The following is a 22,952-nucleotide window of genomic DNA, read 5'->3' as shown; positions in this document are numbered from 1 at the left end:
TAGCCTAATATCATGTCCGCTTGAACACTTATACTCGCTAAAAATTTATTCAGCTCTGGCGATTATAAATCGCACGCCAGGTGCTACGGCTACAAGAGACTTTACCCGCCTGTGCGGGTTATTTTATTGCCCCAAAACCCCAAAGACCCAAAATTAAAAGGATGAGCTTATAGCCCACCCTTTTGTAAATTATTGTAAATATTGCTCTTAAAACAGACAAGGAACCATGAATTCACAATAGACGTCATAACGACAGGTGCCTTTAGTTTTGATGCTCTTCTACACAAAACTAGCCGAACTGAAACTAAATTGTTGCATGTAAACGTCTGGGTGTACCTAAAGATATAACCCGTGGGTCTGCTTCTAATCTATATAAATCCGTTTCTGTGACTGTTGCTGTAAATAGTTTCGGCGATATTTGGGCGCGGAGGTTAACAAAATTTGGTACATAACCATCTTCATTAACTTTCACCGTGACCGCAATTGGATCTTGAGGACTCTCGCTTTGTCGAGTCCAATCTCCCGTGTTCGGCTCTATTTTTTTGAGTTTATCGCCTGAACATTTAATCAAGCGTAAGTGTGTTTTCATCATTTGTTTAAAACCAAATCATCCATTATAACACTACAGGAAAATTTAGTTACATTATGCCTGAAATCATAATACCATAGCTAACTGACCTTGTCTCGCACAGTTAACAATGCTCTATTGATATCGATCGCTCCATAACCGTAACGTTCTGGCTGGTCGAGATTAGGAAAATTTTTTTGAATACTAGCCATTAGAATATCACGAATTTCATCGATGGTGAGTGACTTGTTGTAGGAAAGGGCTTCAGCTAAGATTAAAGCGATCGCACCAGTGACAACAGGAGCAGCCATACTAGTACCAGACATACGTGTAACTTGAGTCGCTGTCTTGGAAGCAGCGGCCCAGATATGATGACCAGGAGCAATCAAATCTGGTTTTTGTCGTCCGTCACGAGTCGGGCCGGAACTAGAAAAAAATGATAAAGGCTTATTGATTTTACTATGATCGTAGGAACCAACCACAATGCTTTTATATCCGCAAGCAATGGTGTTGAGGGTATGGCTATTATCGTGGGGAGGAAGAAAACGAGTTTGGCTGTTATCTTCACGCTCGATCCAAGCGTGAAATTTGCCATTGGTGACTTGAACACCGTGGAGACGTAGCGTCCAAATCCCTCCTGGTAAATCAGGTTCCATAAATACACAAATGACATTATCGCCGTTGTTCGGATCAGACTGGCGGTTAGTGAAGAAGATGATTGTGTTGTCTTCAATATCTACCACTTCTCCGTTTTCTCCCAAATCCACCCGACCCAGACTAGTACCATCGGGAGCAATAATTTCTAATTGGAAGCGATCGCTTCCGTCGTACCATATTTCTATCTCTTTCTGTTTGGGATTTCGGTGCGGAATTTGCCATTGGAGATCAAAGTGATGATTCTGCAACACCGTTCCCGATGCATGAATACCTGTATCGTAGCTGTTTCCAGCAGCAATTACTATCGCTCGGTTTGGCTTTTCGGAAACTAAAGCATCAATACCCTGTTCAACTAAAGTTGTACCGTCATGGGGACCACCGAACAATCCCAGACTAATATTAATCACACAAGGGCGATCGCCAGCAATATCACAGATATATCTCATTGCTTCTAGCAACGCCACCGTATCACCAAAACAACTTTCTACAGCTTTTTCACCATTTTCAATCAAGGGAGTAAATTCATTTTGAGAAAGTTGGACAAACACAATATCTGCGCTGGGAGCTATACCCGAAATACCACTTCCTTGTCCGTTACCCACAGCAATATCCATAACGTGGGTTCCGTGCGCCCTATTTTCTAATTTATATCCCAAGGCAGCATAAGGATCACTTGTCCCAAGAGCTTGATTTATTTCATCCCGTTTATATTCTTGACCATAACCATAGGGACTTTTAGGACTAGAATGACCATCTTGATTCCAAAAAGCTAGCAATCTTGTGGAACCATCAGCATGGCGAAAATTTTTGTGGGCAAAGTCACAACCAACATCAATAATACCAACTACAACACCACTTCCCTGTTTTCCTAAAGAATTTTGTGGCGAGAGGTCTTGTTTAGTAGCAGTTTCTTTAATATTAATCTCTAGAGTTGGTTTGAGTGCTTGCGCTGGTTTCAAGCTGACAACACAACTGGATTTTTTTATATGTTTAATTCTCGAAACTGGAATTCTACCTGTGACAATTCGCTCACCATCAGGTGTAGTACCCAAGTCAGCACCTGGATAGACTTCATTCATAGATAGCCATTCTTTGAGATTATTTACTTTAGCAATCACTGCAACTTCTTCTTTTTCGGTTGATGTCGTAGCAGCTATCGCGATTCCCCTGCTTTTGCGTTCGAGAAGTCTTTGTAGTCGAGGGTCGATGTCAGCGAATATATCTGTTGATTCAAATTGCAATTCCATGTAAGAATATTATTTCCTGAAAAGAATATTTTGAGTCTGTAATGATATTTACAGTCTCTTTCCAATGTATTTCAGGAAAAATCAAAACAAATTAAATTAGAGAAGAAAATCTTAACTAAAAAGCTTACGATGTAAGGAAATATTCTTATTGATAGAATTTTTGGTTGCTCTTGAAACAGACAGATCCCCGACTTCTTTAAGAAGTCGGGGATCTATAACCCTGACTACTAGTATATTTTTCTTAATAGGTTACGGGTGTAGGTAATTCAATCAACAGAGGTAAGAATTTTCTAATTAAGCCAATTGTAACTGCTGGCAGTTCTAATTGTGGTGTCAAACCCACATCTTCTAATTCTTGGAAAAATTTAATTGCTTGGGGATTCATTTGAGCCAGACGACGTCCAATTTCTGGACTAGTAAACTGTGATTTTTGACCCCAAATAATCGCCGTAGGAATAGTTAATTGTTGAATGTATAGTGAGAGATCAAAACTCAAATCACCACGCACGAAAGACAAAGCGGCGTATTCAGCATTTGGTTGCTTGGCTGATTCTAAATAAGCTTGGACTATTTCTTGATATATTCGGTTAGGACGAGCAAATTGTCGTTGTTCGAGAAAGCTACGAATACCATTTTCTGTTGCTACTCCAGTTGTGTAAATGATTCTGTCAATCACAGGAACACTGACGAGTTGAGCAAAGAAAGTACGGGAATAATCTTGTCCAAAGTCAGAAATTCCAGAAGGTATAGTCACAATTAAAGACTTAAATAATTCTGGGTGAGCGATCACAACTCTAATAGTAAACGCTGCTGTCAAAGATGAAGCAATCACTCTGACTGGACCAGTACAAGTTTGCTGCAAAAACTCCCGAATCGTGAGCAAGTAGTCTTCTATTGTGTAATTTCGTGCGGGATGCTCAGAGCGACCCCAACCGATTAAGTCTGGTGCTAAAATGCGATACTCACTAGCAAATGCTGGATAAACTTTTGACCACTCATATGCAGAAGAACCTCCACCAAATCCGTGCAAAAATACCAGAGTCTCTAATTCTTCGGTAGCAACTTTGTTTTCTTGCCAAGGTAGACCAGCAGCAGTATAGTAAACTATCCTGCCTAATGAAGTAGTCACAGAACGTTGTTCAAATCCTAATGGTATAAACATAGATTTTTGGTCATTTGTCATTTGGTGTTTATTCTCTTCCTTGTCCCCACACTCCCAGACGCGATGAATCGCGTCTCTACATTACTCCCCATACTCCCAGACGCGATGAATCGCGTCTCTACATTACTCCCCATACTCCCACTCTCACACTCTCCTACTCTCCCTACATACCTCCAAAGACAGATTAAATTCTGGTTTTTTTGAGGGATGCTTCTGGTGAAGTAGATGTAAAAGTACTGACTATGTTGTGAAGATTCAGTAATTTTTATTTCTGGGGTTTAAGTTTTTTGTCCTGAAAATGCCAGAAATGCAATATTTGTACTAGTAACAGCTATCACTGACGAAAAAAACTCTCAGCTTTTGTTTATGGTAATCTATTCAGAAACAATACTGATAATTTTGAACGTCAGTAATACTCGTAGGCAAAATCACCAATAACTATATAGTTCTCAAAACAAAATTTTGTGTATTGTGAGAATACATTTTTTAGTGCTTGATAGTTACTAATCTGATGATTTTATAGAAAATACTGAGGTGGGGTGTCATGTCAAAGCAAGCTTGTCTTCAATCTGATCAACAGCCAAAGTTTGAAGACCAAAAATTCATGCTTGATAACTTTGATATCCAAGATATTCACAATCAAAAGCGAAATTCATCCTTCGACAGTCAAATGCATACAGCATTTGATACCGAAAAGGTAGCTAGACCTAAGTCTATTGATTTAAATATAGAAGACTTAAAATGCTTTGAAGTTGTGAAGGATCAGTATCAAAAATTGGGCGTCGTTTTTGACAATTGTATCGCCATACAGCCTTCAAACCCTGCATTTCCGACTAAATCAGGTTTGCTGGTACTGATGGGAGCGCCGAAAGGTGGATATTTAGAAGCTACTTTTTTGCAACCAGTCCAATTTGTTAGTGCTTTGGTCACAAGTTCACAGCGTTTAGTGCTTTCTGCATATAATCGCGATCGCCAACTTTTAACTCAAACAGCATTACCAGGAGCTAATCTCGCTAACTCCGATGCTGCGCTTCCTCCCAATACTCGGTTATCTTTGACGGTCGATGATATTTACAGTATTACTTTCTGTGCTTTTGATGGTCAATTTACCATTGATGATTTCAGCTTCTGTTTTGAAAGCTAAAATACGCGAGAATTTTTACTTGGAGATGGATAAGCGATCGCTAAATCAATTTTACCCTATTTCATCAGTAATAATATTTGATCATTTTTTGCTCAAAAATTCCTAATTAAAACAAGAGTGCCTAATTATACTTTTTTTATTTATTCCTTGGCAATGACTATGTCTGTAGATTTAATAACAGCATAGGCTTCTTCTCCCACCATCAGTTCTAATTCTTCGCTGGAAACTTTGGTAATTACAGAAGTTAGCTGGACTTTATGAACAATCTCTAGTGTGACTTCACTATTGACTGGCCCGTTAATTATCTTGGTGACAACCCCTTTGAGAACGTTGCGAGAACTAACTTTTAATGGTTTCTTTTGGGTAGCAACTTCTGTTGATTGAGTGCTAGCATCTTCTGCTTGAGGAATGGTTGGTAATGAGACTAGGGAAACTGAAGATACTGAAGACTCTTTGTTGAGACTACGTACAAATTCCCGTAAAACCTCTGTCTTTGTGCGTTGAGATTGCTGACAAAACTCCTCCAGCATTTTGCGCTCTTCCTCAGAGGTTTGAAATGTAATCCATCCTTGTTCTTTTCTCGGCATAGTTTTACCAATTCAGTTGGTATTTTGTTGGCATTTTTGGTAGCATTCTACCAACCGTTGATTTTAATAAAAAAATCTCTTGGCTGTTCTGCTAATGAAAGGAAAAATTTTTTAATTTTAATTTTCCCACCATTTACTAATTTGCTACAGGCAATTTGCTTGCGGCGATTAACTCCCTTTACATTAGTAGCACAATAAAACACCAACTTATACCAATTCGCAAGTCGCAAGTAGAGACATAGCAATGCTACGTCTCTACAAGAGGTCTTTTGTATTTTGGTAGCGCTCTAGCCTGACTACAAATCTTTTGAAAAAGAAAATCACAAAAATTAGCTTTTTTGTAGAGCTTTACGCAACCACGGTGGAGGATTACCCTTGAGCGTTTGCACTAACTTATTTAGAATACTATCAATCTGTTCTTCTTCTGATTGTGGTCTGACTGGCATGACACCTCTTTTAATTAACTTAGCAGCAGGAATACCACCGATTGATGCGACATAAACAATTGCACAGTCAGCTAATGCTTCCAGCTTTGATGCTGTTTTATCATCACTCTCAGCATTTTTATCTTGATTAGAACTACCAGGAAACTTCAGAGTCTCTATAAATTTATAACCAGCGTCTGAGATTTCATAAACATCTGCTTCTTGCGCCCATCCAAAGTGAGCATTAACATGAACTCTATCACTGGTTGTGAAGGCTATTTTCATTCTAATGATCCTCTCCTGAAGTTAGGAGTTGTGAATTATGAAGTGAGTTAAGATTTCAAAATTTACGCTTAATATCCCTATGGACTCTTAAAATTGACTGCATAAGTCAGGTATTATCACCTATTTTATCGAGTTATTTGCAGCGTCTTTTTTGCTGGGTGAGGCGATACATGTTTCCCACTATCTTTATTGTTTCCTAGAAAGTGCGATCGCAACCCATCATTTTTGATTCCCCTAAAGTCAGGATAGCATATCACCACTGGAATAGCGATTTAAAATGTTAAAATAACCTGATTTTATTCTTTATGTTGATATTAAACAATTATGGAAAAATTTAAATATATCAAAATAAAATTAAACGCTTAAAATTGCTGTATTTGCAGTTACAGCGAATCTGAAGATTAAGATCCCCGACTTCTTAATAGAAGTCGGGGATCTCTTTCAAAAAAAGATCAAGTTTTTATCCTATTCTGCTTCCTGATTTTTATCTTCTGTTGTTGATGTTTCTACATGATTAACCAACAATGCTACGGGGAATTGTTGTAATATTTCCCGCAACCACAGGGTATCTTCGCCTTGGACTTTATGTCCTGTGATGGCATCATACCAAACATCAGAGGAACCAGCAGGGGGAACAATGCGGGTTTCGTGCCATACTTGTTCACCCAAAGGATACTCACCTTCTTTAACTAGGGAGGTGAGGAAACGAGGAGCAATTGCAATTATTCTTGTATCTGCTAATTCCCTAGCAAAAGTTACAACATGGCTTTTCAAGCTACCTGCTACCGACAATTTGACATAGGTTCCTCGTTGGAAGACATCTAAGTATACTCGCCGTGCTTGCAAAAGTTGATAAGTCAGGAATAGCTTCACTCGTCCATCTTCTGGGGTTTGCAGCAACTCTGCAATCAAACCTGATAGGTCTTGTGCTGCTTTGGTTTTGATATCTTGCAGATATTTTTGTCGAATTTCAAAGTCTACCGGACGACGGTTATCCGGATCTACCAGACTTAAATCCCAAAGTTCTGATCCTTGATAAAAATCTGGTAAACCTGGAGCAGTTGCCTTCAATAACGTTTGGGAGAGAGAATTTAAAATGCCGTAGTGTTGAATTTTGCGCTGGAACGGACGGAAAGCTTCCAGAAATGGGTTATTGTGAGGATCTTTCAAGACGCGATCGGCAAAATTAGTGAAAGCATTTTCATAAGCTGTATCTGGTTTAATCCATTCTGTGTGGACTTTTGCCTCACGAATTGCTTTGATAATATATTCCTGTATCCGCTCGACAAAGCCTGGATACTCGTCGTCTTTAAAAGGAAAAGCTCCTATCAATGATTGGTAGAAAAAGTATTCATCGTTGGGAGTTGGTACATCCTGTCTATTTACAGTTTCCTTGTACGGAGCATTAATCTCACGCCATTCTTTGAGATGAATTTCCCACTCTTGGGGAATTTCAGAGAGTACATTAATCCGAGCGCGCATGTCTTCACCGCGTTTGGTATCGTGGGTAGAAGTAGCATTCATGGCGTGGGGCCATTGAGAAGCACGCTGTTGATTAAAGGTATGGAAATCTTCCAAAGAAATACCAAAATGTGTGGGATGGGAACCCACTTCATTTAAAGAGATCAGGCGATTATAGACATATAAAACTGTATCTTCTACACCTTTCGCCATCAATGGTCCGGTAAATTGCTGTAAACGCATTAAGAAATGCAACCATTGTTCCTGATCTTCTGGAGAGAGGTGTTCATCAATGTCAAGGATGAGGAATTTTTCAATAAAGTTCAATTCGTTGAGGAAGTTGGGAATATTCTTTTTGGCTTGCGTCATCACCTGTTTAATATATTCCCGGTCTGCTTTGCTAGTCCCTGCGCTACTAATATAAGTACGATAAACAGGGAACAGTGCCAAAATCTCTACTAAAGCAGCTTTTAAGCCGTACATTGTAAAGTCACTAGCATAGCGATATCGACCAGAAATTTGCTTCAGTAAGTGAGCTAAATTATCAATATCTCCTGCTAAGTGTCTGCTAATAATTAACCTTTTGTTTTGGTCAATCAATTCCTCACAACAAACTTTTCTTCCTAAAAAACGCTGATAAATAGTATCAAATTCCGGTGCTACACATTGTTGACAAAAAATGCCATTCACTTGATTGAGAAAGTCATAACCGGTTGTACCTTGAATTGACCAGTTGATTGGTAATTCTTCATGGGGTTCAAGGATTTTTTCGACAACTAGGTAAACTTCAGGAGCATGTTCTCGTAATCTAGTCAGATATTGGGCGGGATCATAAAGACCATCAATATGGTCAATTCTTAAGCCGCTAATTGTTCCTTCTTGAACCAACTTCAACATACAGGCGTGAGTAGTATGAAAAACTTGTTCGTCTTCGATTTTGAGCGAAATGAGATCATTGACAGTAAAAAAACGTCTGTAATTTAGTTCTTCATTTCCTACTTTCCAGTAAGCGAGGCGGAAAAATTGTTCAGCTAGTAAGTTTTCTAAGTGATTAAAACTTTCTGGTTTTCCGGGTTCACCATTGAATGCACGAATACTATATTCAATAAATTCCTGAATTTCGGGACTATCATTCCACAGTTCCCACAACATCCGTTTGATAATAATAATTTGGTCGTAGCGTTCTCTTCCTTCTTCCCCTGATGGAATATATTTCAACATGTAGAGAACACTTAGAAGTTTCATGAAATGGGGATGGTCTCTACCTAATTTATCCCGTATACGTCCTAAATCATAGGTAAAAACTTGAGAGTAAGATTCAATCCGAATGGGGAATTTGAGTGAGTAATAGTTGATAGTTAATCCGTTTTCCTCATACTGGAGTTTGAGTTCTCCACTTTCTAAACAATCACCACAAAATTTACCTAAAAAAGGTGCTAAAACTTTGCCTTTATTTTCTGGATAATGATGATGCCAATCAATATCAAAAAACTCTCGATATTGAGAGTCAAAACCATTTTCCAGAACATCTACAAGCATGTGATTTTGACTATCAAATGCCATATGGTTTGGTACTATATCTTGCACCCAACCGATATGAAAATTCTTGAGTTCTGCAACTAATTCTAAAAACTTCTCTCTTCCGCCTAATTCGGGATTAATTTGGTTGGGGTTAACAGTATCGTAACCGTGAGTACTACCTTTTCTGGCAGTTAAAATTGGGGATGCGTATAAATCAGATATTCCTAGTTCTGCTAAATAAGAGGCGATCGCTTTAGCTTGATCAAAACCAAAGCTAGGGGTGAACTGTATCCGGTATGTTGCTACTGGTATTTCCATGATTAGTTATGAGTCACTGGTTATTGGTCATTGGTCATTAGTCATTAGCTATTGATCATTAGAATTACAAATGAAATAGGACAAATGATTAATGACAAAAGACTATTGACAATAAACAACTACACTCTCAGGATTAAGTAAAAGCGTTTCCTGAGATTGTGCGTTTAATATTTCGGGTAACTGGGAGTTGTTACCACCCCAAGCAGGATCAGCCGAGTCCAGTTGTTTTTTCCAGGGGCCACTAGGTATATTTGCTTTTATATTAACAACTTCTGGGTTAAAGTTGAGCCAGCATAATACTTCGTTATTTTCACACCACCGTCGCAGCTGTAAAACCTTATTTGGTTCAATCACAGATGCTTCTAAGTTATGGCGATCCAAATTAGCAAGTGCAGGAATTTCCTTCCGCAGTTTGAGTAATTTTTGGTAAAACAACCATAACATCCGGTTTTTACCCTCATGACGCTTTTCCCAATTCAGACGCGATCGCTTCATTGTTTCTACTGCTTGTGGATCTGGCGCTTCTTGACCATAAATTTCAAAAAACGCTGCAAATTCCGCCTTTCTACCTTCCCTCACCCCTTTAATTAAGTCAGGATCACTATGGCTGACAAAGTAGAGAAAAGGTGCTGTTTCACCATATTCTTCACCCATAAACAACAACGGTACATAAGGAGATAGCAAATACGCTGCCGCTGTTAATTTTAACCCTTCAAAGGAGATCAGGGAGGTAAGGCGATCGCCCATCATTCGATTACCAACTTGATCGTGATTTTGAGAACAGACCACAAATTGCTGTGACAAACAACCGCTAGCTTCATTTCCGTGATAGCGATGACGATGAGGGGAGTAGTCCCAAGTGTAAACAAAACCTTCGCGATATACTTTAGCCAGTTGTTCTAATTGACCAAAATCTTGGTAGTATCCTTGATTTTCTCCTGTCAGTACAGTGTGTAAAGCGTGGTGGAAATCATCACTCCATTGTGCGTGTATTCCGTAACCACCAACTTCGGGAGAACGGATAATCCGGGGATCGTTCAAATCACTTTCAGCAATCAGGTAGCGTTGATATCCTCGTTGCGAAAGGTCAGCAACTGCTTCGGCAATTTCTGCCAAAATATGTTTAGCGCCAAAATCATAGATAGCGTGAACTGCATCCAAACGCAAACTGTCAATATGGAAAGTTTCTAGCCAGTAAAGCGCATTCTGCACGAAATAATTCCGTACCCCATCGCTGTAAGACCCGTCAAAATTAACTGCACTACCCCAAGGTGTTTTGTAATGGTCAGTAAAATATGTGCCGAATCCCCAAAGATAATTGCCTTCTGGGCCAAGATGGTTGTATACAACATCTAAAATTACAGCCATTCCCTGCTGATGGCAAGCGTCTACTAATTTTTTCAAGCCATCAACGCCACCATAAGAATTTTGTACCGCATAGGGGAAAGTACCATCATAACCCCAGTTGCGATCGCCAGGAAATTGAGCAACGGGCATAATTTCAATCGCATTGACGCCTAATTCCAGCAATTCTGGTATCCGAGGAATTATGGACTCAAATGTACCTTCCTCAGTAAAAGTAGTAACATGTAATTCATAAATTACCATTTGCTCTAGAGGAATTCCCTGCCAGTCAGCATCAGTCCAGGTAAAGCTGCTGTGGTCAACCACTTGCGAAGGCCCATGAACTCCCTGGGGTTGAGAATGAGAAGCCGGATCGGCTCGGTCAACTTGACCATCTAACTGGTAAAAATAAAGACATCCAGGCTCAACATTATTGACAGTTACCTGCCAATATCCCCTTTCATCCTTTTGCAGGGGAATAAATTTTTCGTCAGGGGCGACAAGATGAACAGCAACATCACTTTCTAAGGGCGCCCAGAGAGTAAACTTGCAAGTGCGATCGCCTAAATATTGAGAACCGATATGCATATTAATTGTTGGTAGTTAGTAGTTAGGTGTGAGGGATTGGGGATCGGGGATCGGGGATCGGGGATCGGGGAAAAGGGAAGTGTGGGGAGTGTGGGGAGTGTGGGGAGCAGGGAGCAGGGAGCAGGGAGCAGGGAGACAAAGGAGAATAATGGATGCCCCATGCCCGATCCCCGATCCCCGATCCCCGATCCCTAATCATCATCATTGTGAGAAACTTTGCCCATACGTTGCAACATCACAAGCGATCGCGCTTCTACTTGTACAGGTTTATCTTCAATGTAACGTTTACCGCGTTGCACAAAGCGGGGTTTAGTAGTATCTATAATAGTGAGCCATTCCCAGTCTTGTAGTCCTTTGGGAATTATGAATTCCACCATTTCATAATGGGCGTTGAAGAATAATAAAAAGCTTTCGTCAATAATTCGTTCACCTCTTGGCCCTGGTGTAGCTATTTCTTCGCCATTGAGGAAAATGCCGATTGCTTTTGTAAAGCCATCGTTCCATTGTTCCTCTGTCATTTCAGCACCATCGGGGTTAAACCATAGAATATCATGCACACCAGAGCCGTGAATAGCTCGACCTTGGAACCATTTGCGTCTTCGTAATACTGGATGTCTGCGGCGTAAGTCAATTAATTGGCGAGTGAAGTCTAACAGTGCTTCGTTTTCTTCTTGCAAGTCCCAATCCAGCCAGGAAATTTCGTTATCCTGACAGTAGGGATTGTTGTTTCCTCGTTGCGATCGCCCCATTTCATCACCCATCACTAACATGGGTACACCTTGGGAAAGAAACAGCGTAGTCAAGAAGTTCCGCAGTTGCTTTCGCCGCAGTTGTGTGATTTTCCAATCATTCGTATCACCTTCAACACCGCAATTCCACGAGCGGTTATGGCTTTCTCCATCTCGGTTTTCTTCGCCGTTGGCTTCGTTGTGCTTTTCGTTGTAGCTAACTAAGTCATAGAGAGTAAAGCCATCATGAGCAGTAATAAAATTTACACTAGCGCTGGGACTCCGACCATTAAACTGATATAAGTCGGAACTGCCTGTAAACCGATAAGCAAATTCTGCCATGCGGCTGTCTTCTCCACGCCAAAAGTCCCGCACTGTATCGCGATATTTCCCATTCCACTCCGACCACAACAGGGGAAATTCGCCTACTTGGTAGCCTCCCTCACCCACATCCCAAGGTTCAGCAATTAACTTCACATCTGCTAGAGTTGGGTCTTGGTGGATAATATCAAAGAAAGCTGCCAGACGATCAACCGCGTATAATTCTCTAGCTAATGCCGAAGCCAAGTCAAAACGGAAACCATCAACATGGCATTCCAACACCCAGTACCGTAGACTATCCATAATCAGTTTCAGTACTTGGGGATGGCGGACGTTGAGAGAATTGCCACAACCAGTAAAATCCATGTAGTAACGGCAATTGCCATCAACCAGACGGTAGTAAGAAGCATTATCAATGCCACGCAAGGATAAAGTTGGCCCCATGTGGTTGCCTTCACCCGTGTGATTGTAAACTACATCTAAGATTACCTCAATGCCAGCATTGTGTAATGCTTTTACCATCTGCTTAAACTCTCGCACTTGCTGTCCGAGAGAACCACTGGCACTATAACCAGAGTAAGGAGCTAAGTAGCAAAGAGAATCGTAGCCCCAGTAATTTTTTAAGCTTTTATCTACTAAATGTCCGGGATAAGCCAAAAAATGATGGACTGGCATTAATTCTACTGCCGTTACACCCAAAGATAGCAAGTGAGAAATCGCGGCTGGATGAGCAAGTCCGGCATAAGTTCCGCGTAGCCTTGGGGGAATTTCTGGATGTAGTTTGGTAAAACCTTTGACATGAGTTTCATAAATCACAGTTTCATGCCAAGGAGTTCGCAGTAGTACGTCTCCTTCCCAATCAAAAGACTGATCAACGACAACTGATTTGGGAACTAAATGAGTATCGTCAAGTTCCGAAAAACCTAAATCTTCATTTGGATCATCCCAAGGATAACCAAAGATTTCTTCACCAAAGCGGACATCGCCATCAATTGCTTTTGCGTAGGGATCAATTAATAGTTTGTTGGGGTTAAACCGATGTCCTTCTTCTGGCGAAAAAGGGCCGTGGACTCTAAAACCATACCTTTGACCAGGGCCAATCCCAGGAACATAACCATGCCAAGTGAAGTTAGTAACTTCTTTAATTTCTAAGCGGGTTTCTCGACCTTTTTGATCGAATAGACACAATTCAACTTTTGTCGCATGTTCCGAGAAAATTGCGAAATTTGTACCCTTGCCATCCCAGTTTGCTCCCAGAGGATAGGGTCTACCAGGCCAGAGTGAGAAGTACATACAGTCAAACTCCTGTTGCAGATTTATCAGGCAGGACAGTTAAGCTAACGCGCATGACAAAATCTTGCCCAGCACAACACGCCTTAGCTTTTCGCAGTATCTCAAATATTAAAACAAATAAAAAGTTTTGTAACTCAACCTGTTGGCATAATTTTTACTAATTCAGTGAATCCTGACATCCCCACAAATGGTGATTTTTGTCAATTTTTTGGTAACTCACTTAGACAATTTTGCTACAATTTCGGGCATAATCAAGCGATCGCTCGATAGCACAACCTCAAAATACTGATTCCCAAATTCTCAAGATCTCTTGACAAAACTAGAACACTTTCTCAGTTATCAGTTAACAGTTAACAGTTACCAGTTTAATTTGATAACTGATAACTGATAACTGATTTATGACCAATGACTATTGACTAACAGGCATTTCCTCTGTACTGGCTTTTATACGGCTGACAGAGCTTCTGTGAATGCGATCGCTTTTACGAACACCACCAGCCATTTCATATTCTACGCTGTCTTTGCCATACTTAAAGGCAACACCAATTAGCATTTTTTCTGAAAGATCACCCAATTTTTTTTCTAATTCTTTCATCTCGGTTTTGGAAGAATCAATTACAGTTAACGCAGTATTATAAGCATCAATTTTGGTACGATATTGATCGATTAATTGTGTCATATTTTGCAAATTGCGAACATCGCCAAAATCCATAGTTGGATCAATTGCTTTGAGTCCAGAGGCTCTTAATTCGGCTTTTTCTAAAACGCGGGATGTGCGTTTTTTACGAGACATAGCTACGCTCCTCATCAATACTTTTAGAGCTAGTTTGTCTTAATCAAATTTCATTCTGCATCAGCAAATTTCACATAAAATTAGATTTTTGCTCAAGTTTTTTGAGATTAGTATTAGTGTTTTTGCTGAAGTGCTGCGTGAGAGATCAGATCCCCGACTTCTCTTAGGATACAGCTGGCGAATGGTGGGTTTAACCCCTCGTTCGCCCACAAATTGATTGTAGAGACGCTTCAAACAGCGCGTCTCTACATCTGGTGGAATGACGAAAAATCTTGATGAGGGGTGTCACCCCTGATTCGCCAACTGTATCCTAAGAGAAGTCGGGGATCTGGCTTTTGCGATTCTCACAAACCAGATAGGATTGATGGCGAAGTAGAACGATTTGAAAAAAACAAACTTAGTGTCCTAACGACACAACTTAATGTCCTAACGACACAACTTAATGTCCTAACGACAACAACTTGTGTCCTAACGACACAACTTAGTGTCCTAACGACACAACTTAGTGTCCTAACGACACAACTTAGTGTCCTAACGACAACAACTTGTGTCCTAACGAAATCAAAAATTTTGATTGAAATTGCCTAATGTACAATCAAACTCGTGTATTCCTAAGTTAATTAGAATGCACATAAGCAAAGTAGCACATGGAACCTTTAACTACTGCTGCGATCGCAATTGGCTCTGTAGTCGCCACCAAAGCGTTAGAAAAGACGGGAGAAAAGGTAGGCGAAGCTTTATGGGATAAGACTGGTCAGTTTATTGTGAAGCTGAGAAAACAGTCTCCTCAAATTGTCGCTGCTATTGAAAAAGCACCAGAACAACCGCTAGATTATGGTAAGGCAGTATTGGAAGTAGAAGCTGCGGCGAAAGCTGATCCGGAAGTGGCGCAAGCAGCAGAGGAATTAGCAACAGCAGCAAAAGCCGAACCAAATCCGAAATTTGCAGAGATTCTGGCTATGCCTAATTTAGCAAAGTTGGCAGATAAAATTGGTCAGGTAGTCATGCCGGGTGGAACAGGTAATATTGAAAACATGTCTTTTTAGTAGTAGTAGTTATGACGGAACGTCTAACGCACCGCCAATGATTTCAAAACGGTGCGTTAGGCTAAAGCCGTAACACATCCTACTGGCGTGTCTAGACTAAAATAGTGCATTAGATTTTTAGTTTTTTTAGCGTTAAGTAAGTCGGCGGGAAAAATTCAATGTATATGAAGAAATATAAATTAGCTGTAGGGTGCGTTATCGCGCAGCGCAACGCGCCTTGAATTCTTGACCGTGCGTTAGCCTACGGCATAACGCACCCTACATTTAAATTTCTTAACATAGCTATAAATATTAGCGCCGACTTATTTAAAGCGCTTACTACCAACCTTTTCTATTGCATCATTTTAGTCTAGACACGCCACTACTGGACTGACACAGCTAAAATGTTGCATTAATAAACCGCAGAGGCGCAGAGAACGCAGAGAAAAAATTAGAGATTTATTGCAACATTTTAGCCTTGCCACGCCACTACTGAAGAATTAGTTCAATGGCATTAAATTTAATCATATATGTCTGAAGATTCCAGGAAAATTGCTGACAAAATCGGTGTTTTCGCTGCTTCTGATGCTAATGTTAACATCGGCACTCAAATCATTGCAGGACAAAAACAGCTAACTCCCACAAAATCTATCCCCTATCGCGGTTCGGTGCATTTTGTGGGGCGAGAAACAGAACTCACACAACTGGATGAAGATTTGCAGCGCGGAGATTATGTCGCCATAGCTGGGATGGGAGGTGTAGGTAAAACAGAATTAGCTACCCAATACGCCAGACGATATCAAGATCATTATGGGGGAATTGCTTGGTTTAATGACCGAGCCAGCAATCTCGCTGCTGAAGTGTTGGAGTTTTTTGTCAAACTGGGTTTGGAGATTCCCCAAGAACGAGGGGGAAAATTATTAAGCCTAAAGCAACAAGCCGCTTGGTGTTGGTCGCAATATCCCCAAGCTAACTTACCTATATTAATTATCTTTGATGATGTCACTAGCTTAGACAATTTGCGCGAAGTTGTACCCAGTGATAACCGCTTTCGAGTTTTGGTGACTACTCGGTTGCGAAATCTAGACCCAAATTTTATTCAAGAGATTGCTTTAGATGTTCTCTCGCCAGAAAAAGAACCAGGTAAAGCCTTAGAATTGTTAAAAAAACTGTTGGGAAACAAAGACGGGCGAGTTGACAACCAACCAAAAGCCGCAACTGCAATTTGTAAATTGCTGGAATATTTACCCTTGGGGATAGAGTTAGTAGGAGGTTATTTAGTCCGGGATTTAGAATTATCTCTGGACACAATGTTAAGGCAATTGCAAGAACGTAAATTAGCAGAAGCAGCTTTACAAGACCGGGAAACCATTAACTCAACTCAACTGGGAGTTAAAGCCGCCTTTGCTTTAACTTGGGATGAACTCGACCCAGTAGCGCAACAACTAGGCAGATTTTTGAGTTTATTTGCTCCTCAATTGATTCTTTGGGATTTGGTAATTTGGGTGGCGATAGAAAGTCAAAACATTGAGCAAACAGAAACAGAAGCACCCCACCCCCAACCCCTCCCCGCAAGCGGGGAGGGGAGCAAAAGCGCAGCTTTGGCGGGGTGGGGTGCTGAAGAATTAAACGCAGCTAAAAAGCAACTCTACGAACGCAACTTGCTGCAACAGGTAGAAGACAGCCAAGGATATTATCAAATTCATGCTTTAGTGCGGTGGTTTTTGCAAGAGCAATTAGCCAATGCTGGCGAAATGCAATCAGTTTTAGAAACAACCTTCGCCACTGCAATGATAACTCTTGCTCAAAAGATCCCCCAGTCACCTACCTCTGAGCAAATCAAATTTTTCAGCGTTTTTGTTCCCCATCTTGAAGACCTGGGAAATCGATTAATTGCTGAGATTAACAAAGCAGGTGAGGAACAGATAATTTCCCCAGCATCAGTTCCCAATGATCAAGTAATTTGGATATTTTTGGGAGTGGGAAGATTTTATGAAGGACAAGGACTATATCAATTAGCAGAACCTTGGCGTGAGCAATGCGTCACTGTTTGCCAAGCTTTATTTGCAGGCGACCATTCGGATGTGGCTACTAGCTTGAATAATTTAGCTTTGCTCTACGATAGCCAAGGGCGGTATAGTGAAGCCAAACCTCTCTTGATTGATGCTTTGGCGATGACAAAGCGCCTGTTTGCAGGCGACCATCCGGATGTGGCTACTAANATTGATGCTTTGGCGATGACAAAGCGCCTGTTTGCAGGCGACCATCCGGATGTGGCTACTAATTTGAACAATTTAGCTGCACTTTACGATAGCCAAGGACGGTATAGTGAGGCCGAAACTCTCTACATTGAATCTTTGGCAATGAGAAAGCGCCTGTTTGTTGGCGACCATCCCGATGTAGCTAGTAGCTTGAACAATTTAGNGCCGAAACTCTCTACATTGAATCTTTGGCAATGAGAAAGCGCCTGTTTGTTGGCGACCATCCCGATGTAGCTAGTAGCTTGAACAATTTAGTTGAACTCTACCGTAGTCAAGGGCGGTATAGTGAAGCCAAACCTCTGTTGGTTGATGCTTTGGCGATGATCAAGCGCCTGTTTGTTGGCGATCATCCGGATGTGGCTACTAGCTTGAACACTTTAGCTGGACTGTACGATAGCCAAGGGCGGTATAGTCAAGCCGAACCTTTCTACATTGATACTTTGGCGATGATCAAGCGCCTGTTTGTTGGCGACCATCCCTATGTGGCTACTAGCTTGAACAATTTAGCTTTGCTCTACTGTAGCCAAGGGCGGTATAGTGAAGCCGAACCTCTCTTGATTGAAGCTTTGGCAATGAGCAAGCGCCTGTTTGTTGGTGACCATCCCGATATGGCTACTAGCTTGAACAATTTAGCTTTGCTCTACAATAGCCAAGAGCGGTATAGTGAAGCCGAATCTCTCTACATTGATGCTTTGGCGATGTGTGAACGGCTGTTAGGGGTCAATCATCCCAAGACAGTGACAATTCGAGAAAATCTGACGATTCTGCAACGCCAGTTGTCTCCCCGTGCTATTTGGAAATGGCTGTTTAATTTATTTTTGAAATTCTTGTTGGTAATAATAATTTTACCGTTTTATTGGCTGTGGCTATTGGTTAAGAAAATAATTCGTAGGTCGTGAACAACAAGATCCCCGACTTTTTAAAAGGATACAGCTGGCGAATCAAAGGTGACATCCCTCATTAAGATTTTTCGTCATTCCACCAGATGTAGAGACGCGCCATGGCGCGTCTCTACAACCAATTTGTAGGCGAACGAGGGATCAAACCCACTATTCACCAGCTGTATCTTTAAAAAAGTCGGGGATCTGACCTCTTACCTTTCACAATTTCTACACGGATTGCTATATGATTCGTGATTATTAATTTAAAAATGGAGCGATCGCTCAAATTGTCCAAATCCCTAAGTAAATAAGGTTAGCTGACTTTACCATAGGCGATCGCGTCTTACAAACGCTAATTCGCCCCTGCTGGACATATCGCTCAAGAGCGCGGACACTAACACCAAGAGAATCTGCTGCTTGTTGCTTGTTCAAAGGTTAACCTCGCCAAATGTCGCTCCTCGGTCGAACTTGTGAAAGAAGGAATTACGCCAAATCTTATCAAAGTCCTGGCAAGCTTTGGCGAGATAACAATATTTGAGCAAAAATACTCACAAATAAAGTCTTGGCAATTAACTTCGCAATTTGCTAAGATTATTTCATGTCTGTTATTAAATAAGGCATTGTATTAATTTTAAAAACCAGTGAATTCATAGGGAGCAACAAATATGGCAATTACAAAGTGTAGAGGAAACCCCAAACGATGCGTATTATCTCAGAAACCAGACTCAAGCAAGCTTGTGAAAAATATCCTGATGGAGAGTCTAGTATACGAGCTTGGATAAAGCTTGTAAAAGCGCAAGAATGGAAAAGTTTTACTGATGTTAAAGCTACTTCCATCTTTGCACCTGACCAAGTTAAAAACTTCGTCATTTTTGATATTGGAGGAAACAAATATAGGTTAATAACCTGTATTAACTATAAAATAAAAGCTATATACATTCGTGAGTTTCTAACTCATGCAGAATACGATAAAGATAAATGGAAGAATGACGAATGGTTTGATAGTGAATAGTTATTAAAGGTGCTATCACTACAATAAAACTAAAATTGATATTGTATCAATCTTAGTGACAACAATTAAAAAACGATTCTAAAAATGACAAAATGCAAAACAATCTCACATATACTGAATTACTTACTAATTTTCCTCCACGCACCATAAAATCTGAAGAAGATTTTCAGAAAACACAAGCTTGTGTAGATCGCTTACTTGATAAAGGTGAATTGACTGAAGCGGAAGAAGATTATCTAGATTTACTTGGAGTTTTGATTAGTGAATACGAACAAGGACAAGATTTAGTGCCAGATATTTATGGTGTAGAACTTCTTAAAGTTTTGATTGAAGAATTAAATTTAAAACAAAAAGATTTGGTTCCTATTTTCAAAACAGAATCAATTGTTTCTGATGTTCTTAGTGGCAAGCGTAAGTTAACGGTTGAACACATTCAAAAACTTGGAGAATTTTTTAAGGTTTCACCTGCTGTATTTTTTCCAGTAAATCCCGATTATAAAGATTCATTAGAGGTAGCCTAATTGTATTACCTAAGTATTTGATAGAGGTTACATTAGCTGTAGGCTATGATACAGGGTCTACAGTTGGGTCAATGAAAGTCAATATTCTCATTAAGTCTCTTGAATTTTAACTGTTAGTTAGGTGCGGAAGGTAGGTTAGATCTGCCTTGAAAATAATGTAGAGACATTGCAATGCAACGTCTCTACAAAGATTTTGGGTAACGTATAGTTAATTATCACCAGAAGTCTAATATCTACCAGTTGCGCCACTTAACGCCTTTACTATCATCACTGCTAATTTCTAACTTTGGATTTTGCAACAATCTTTCATATTCCGTGCTACTTGCCCAACGGTCAATTTCTCGCGCCCGCAATACTGGTACTGGGTGAGTTAATTGGGCTGTGCGGGTGACTTTGACCATTTCGCCGAGTTCGGTTTTACTAATATCATCGTAGGCGCGGGCTTGGTCAATAAAAGCATCAAGGTTAAGTTGGGGTGCGAGAGTTGGTGAACCACCGCTTAATTTCATCAACACAGACATCACGGCTTTGGGATTTTGGGTTGCTAATAATGCGGCGCGATCGCAGGTAAATTCTGCACAACGAACCCATTCCAAAAGTTGTGCTTGGATTGCTTGAGCAATAAATCCACCGATATTAGGCAAAGTTGCTGCTGCCAAAATTAATATATTGACTGGTGTCAGATAAACACTATGGTCACACTTGAGATGTCCCAGTTCATGAGCAATGACTGCTTGAGTTTCCTCTGGTGTGAGCATATCAATTAAGGAAGTGTGCAGCACTACAAAAGGCTGCTTACCCCGCATCGCAAAAGTGTAAGCATTCGGAGCCGGATGTTGTCTGATATACAACTGCGGTGGCTCAATGTCTAAAACATGACAAGCTTCTAATAATAGTTTGTGTAAATGGGGTAGTTGGTTTTCGCCCACCAAGATACTAGATGCAATGTTTTCCACATAAAATAATTGCTCCGCCACTGGCCCCAGGACATTCCGCACCATCAAATCTATACCGGGAATCTGCTTCAGCGCTTTGGTTGCTTCGAGGTCTAGGGGGTGACGAAATGAGTCTGCTTTCAGACCAACAAGCTGAGTTTTGGAGGATAACATAGCAAAGCAAGTGGAAAGTTGTGAGGTTTGTAATGGAGTTGGTTTGATACCAGCCCTACAAAGCCTAGTATAGCGAGATTAGTTGTTGGTGGTTGGTGGTATTTCTTGGTGTCTTTGTGTCTTGGTGGTGAAAAAGAATATTTGAAACACCAAGACACAAAGAGAAAATACAGCTTTTTAGATGGTTCAGGTATTGAGCGCGCCAGGAGCAATTTCTGTTTTTACCTCGGAACCGGGTAAACGTTGAATTTTTGCTCCTAATTGCTGTAATTTGAGATCAAGGCGATCGTAGCCGCGATCAAGGTAGGACAATCCTTGGATAGTGGTTTTACCGTCTGCTGCCAAGCCGGCGACAACTAAAGCTGCGGCGGCTCGTAAGTCTGTACCAATTACAGGTGCGCCAGATAATAGTGGTACTCCCCGGACGAAAGCAGTGTTACCTTTAACACGAATGTCTGCCCCTAAGCGATTTAACTCGGAGGCGTGACGCAAGCGGTTTTCAAATACGGTTTCATTAATTAGGCTATCGCCTTCTGCGATCGCCAGTAAAGCCATGAATGGCGCTTGCATGTCGGTAGGAAAACCAGGATGGGGCATGGTTTCGATATCTGCCGCTATTAATCTGTCGGCTTTGAGGAGACGTAAGCAAGTTGGTGTTTCTTTAACTACACTCACGCCAATTTCCCGCAATTTGGAAATCACTGGTACTAGATGATCTGGGGCGACGGGCGAAAGGAGCAGTTCTGAACGGGTGATTGCTCCCGCCAACAGAAAAGTTCCGGCTTCGATGCGGTCAGGTATGATATTATACTCAACAGAATGTAGTTTGGAAACGCCGTCGATGGTAATTGTACTCGTGCCTGCACCTTGAATTTTTGCTCCCATTGCTATACAGAAATTTGCCAAATCAACAACTTCTGGCTCACGGGCGGCGTTTTCAATGATTGTTTCACCTTCTGCTAGAGTCGCTGCCATCATCAGCGTTTCTGTGGCTCCCACACTGGGAATATCTAGGTAGATTTTTGCTCCCTTTAAGCGACGGTTTTTACCAGGGATGTAAGCATTACAAATACCATGCTCAATTTGTACTTCGGCTCCCATTGCTTGGAGTCCCCGGACATGGAGATCTACTGGTCTAGCGCCAATTGCACATCCTCCTGGTAAAGGCATTTGTGCTATTCCTAAACGTGCCAGGATGGGACCGATGGCAAAAAAACTGGCTCGCAACTGAGTTACCAGTTCATAGGGAGCTTTGGATGAGGTAATTTCGCTAGCATTGATGTCTAAATTGTCACCATTGCGCCGCAAACTAACACCCAAAGCCGACAATACCTGACCCATGCGCTCTACATCTGCGAGCAAAGGTACGTTACGGATGTGACAGTCCCCTGAACAAAGCAAAGCCCCAGCCATAATGACTAGTGCTGAATTTTTCGCCCCACTAATTTTTACATGACCTTGCAACGGATGCCCACCACAGATTTGCAAAACTGAGGAGTCTGCAACAGATGACAATTTAGCATCTTGTAAGCTGCTAGAAGGATTAATAAGCCTACCCTCCAAAAATCTTAAATCTTACAAATTTCAAGTTGGTTTCGATTCTACATGAAAGATTTAATTTGTCCATCTTTTTGCATCACAATATTGGGGATTGGGGATCGGGCATGGGGAATTGGGCATTGGGCATTGGGCATTGGGCAT

Annotated in this window: 17 protein-coding genes and 2 pseudogenes; 7 read left to right on the top strand and 12 right to left on the bottom strand. The window is 41.0% G+C overall.

What is annotated here, in order from left to right:
- Positions 1-304 precede the first annotated feature (304 nt).
- From B4U84_RS09505 to B4U84_RS09495, 3 genes are all read right to left on the bottom strand, one after another.
- Positions 305-592 carry a hypothetical protein gene (locus tag B4U84_RS09505; RefSeq protein WP_026082188.1) on the bottom strand — a complete coding sequence of 96 codons (288 nt, stop codon included), beginning with the start codon at positions 590-592 and terminating at the stop codon, positions 305-307.
- Between the two features lie 77 nt (positions 593-669).
- Complete coding sequence (locus B4U84_RS09500) at positions 670-2,472, bottom strand: S8 family peptidase (RefSeq protein WP_131117283.1); 1,803 nt, start codon at positions 2,470-2,472, stop codon at positions 670-672.
- Between the two features lie 241 nt (positions 2,473-2,713).
- Positions 2,714-3,634, bottom strand: a complete 921-nt coding sequence (locus B4U84_RS09495) for an alpha/beta fold hydrolase (RefSeq protein WP_207390948.1) — start codon at positions 3,632-3,634, stop codon at positions 2,714-2,716.
- Positions 3,635-4,178: 544 nt separating this feature from the next.
- Here B4U84_RS09495 and B4U84_RS09485 point away from each other — a divergent pair.
- Complete coding sequence (locus B4U84_RS09485; RefSeq protein WP_131117277.1) at positions 4,179-4,778, top strand: hypothetical protein; 600 nt, start codon at positions 4,179-4,181, stop codon at positions 4,776-4,778.
- 140 nt (positions 4,779-4,918) lie between these two features.
- On the opposite strand, the gene B4U84_RS09480 is transcribed toward B4U84_RS09485, so the two are convergent.
- The 6 genes from B4U84_RS09480 to B4U84_RS09450 form a co-directional block, all read right to left on the bottom strand.
- Positions 4,919-5,365: a TOBE domain-containing protein gene (locus B4U84_RS09480; protein ID WP_017313606.1), complete on the bottom strand. Its 447-nt coding sequence runs from the start codon at positions 5,363-5,365 to the stop codon at positions 4,919-4,921.
- A gap of 329 nt (positions 5,366-5,694) precedes the next feature.
- Entirely contained in the window at positions 5,695-6,075 is a 381-nt protein-coding gene (nifX, locus tag B4U84_RS09475; RefSeq protein WP_017313608.1) for a nitrogen fixation protein NifX, read from the bottom strand.
- Between the two features lie 465 nt (positions 6,076-6,540).
- Positions 6,541-9,375, bottom strand: coding sequence for a malto-oligosyltrehalose synthase (treY, locus tag B4U84_RS09470; protein WP_131117274.1), 2,835 nt, complete (start codon positions 9,373-9,375; stop codon positions 6,541-6,543).
- A 102-nt stretch (positions 9,376-9,477) separates the two neighbouring features.
- Positions 9,478-11,307: a malto-oligosyltrehalose trehalohydrolase gene (treZ, locus tag B4U84_RS09465; RefSeq protein WP_131117272.1), complete on the bottom strand. Its 1,830-nt coding sequence runs from the start codon at positions 11,305-11,307 to the stop codon at positions 9,478-9,480.
- Positions 11,308-11,498: 191 nt separating this feature from the next.
- Positions 11,499-13,649, bottom strand: coding sequence for a glycogen debranching protein GlgX (gene glgX / locus B4U84_RS09455; RefSeq protein WP_131117268.1), 2,151 nt, complete (start codon positions 13,647-13,649; stop codon positions 11,499-11,501).
- A 409-nt stretch (positions 13,650-14,058) separates the two neighbouring features.
- Complete coding sequence (locus B4U84_RS09450) at positions 14,059-14,442, bottom strand: hypothetical protein (protein ID WP_017313613.1); 384 nt, start codon at positions 14,440-14,442, stop codon at positions 14,059-14,061.
- A 647-nt stretch (positions 14,443-15,089) separates the two neighbouring features.
- Here B4U84_RS09450 and B4U84_RS09445 point away from each other — a divergent pair.
- The 4 genes and pseudogenes from B4U84_RS09445 to B4U84_RS31540 all read left to right on the top strand — a co-directional run.
- Positions 15,090-15,488 carry a hypothetical protein gene (locus B4U84_RS09445; RefSeq protein WP_017313614.1) on the top strand — a complete coding sequence of 133 codons (399 nt, stop codon included), beginning with the start codon at positions 15,090-15,092 and terminating at the stop codon, positions 15,486-15,488.
- Positions 15,489-15,997: 509 nt separating this feature from the next.
- Positions 15,998-17,688: pseudogene (locus B4U84_RS31550) on the top strand (tetratricopeptide repeat protein); the annotation flags it as partial.
- A 16-nt stretch (positions 17,689-17,704) separates the two neighbouring features.
- A pseudogene (locus tag B4U84_RS31545) lies at positions 17,705-17,891 on the top strand (tetratricopeptide repeat protein); the annotation flags it as partial.
- A gap of 1 nt (position 17,892) precedes the next feature.
- Positions 17,893-18,627 (top strand): tetratricopeptide repeat protein (locus tag B4U84_RS31540; protein ID WP_242677586.1); only part of this gene is annotated, 735 nt, incomplete at its 5' end.
- Between the two features lie 264 nt (positions 18,628-18,891).
- Here the strand turns inward: B4U84_RS31540 and B4U84_RS31535 are convergent.
- Entirely contained in the window at positions 18,892-19,041 is a 150-nt protein-coding gene (locus B4U84_RS31535; protein ID WP_242677585.1) for a MerR family transcriptional regulator, read from the bottom strand.
- Between the two features lie 268 nt (positions 19,042-19,309).
- Between B4U84_RS31535 and B4U84_RS09430 the strand changes: the two genes are divergently transcribed.
- Positions 19,310-19,621, top strand: a complete 312-nt coding sequence (locus B4U84_RS09430) for a type II toxin-antitoxin system HigB family toxin (protein ID WP_131117266.1) — start codon at positions 19,310-19,312, stop codon at positions 19,619-19,621.
- A 92-nt stretch (positions 19,622-19,713) separates the two neighbouring features.
- A complete protein-coding gene (locus tag B4U84_RS09425) occupies positions 19,714-20,142 on the top strand; it encodes a helix-turn-helix domain-containing protein (protein ID WP_131117264.1) in 429 nt (142 codons plus the stop codon).
- A gap of 233 nt (positions 20,143-20,375) precedes the next feature.
- Here the strand turns inward: B4U84_RS09425 and B4U84_RS09420 are convergent, their stop codons facing one another.
- Together B4U84_RS09420 and murA are read right to left on the bottom strand one after the other, a co-directional pair.
- Entirely contained in the window at positions 20,376-21,251 is an 876-nt protein-coding gene (locus B4U84_RS09420) for a M48 family metallopeptidase (RefSeq protein ID WP_131117262.1), read from the bottom strand.
- 186 nt (positions 21,252-21,437) lie between these two features.
- Entirely contained in the window at positions 21,438-22,814 is a 1,377-nt protein-coding gene (gene murA, locus B4U84_RS09415) for a UDP-N-acetylglucosamine 1-carboxyvinyltransferase (RefSeq protein ID WP_017313619.1), read from the bottom strand.
- Positions 22,815-22,952 lie beyond the last annotated feature (138 nt).

Source organism: Westiellopsis prolifica IICB1, from assembly GCF_004323185.1.
Lineage (GTDB): Bacteria > Cyanobacteriota > Cyanobacteriia > Cyanobacteriales > Nostocaceae > Pelatocladus > Pelatocladus prolificus_A.
The sequence above is the reverse complement of the archived record's forward strand: the minus strand, read 5'-3'. Positions and strand labels throughout refer to the sequence as shown.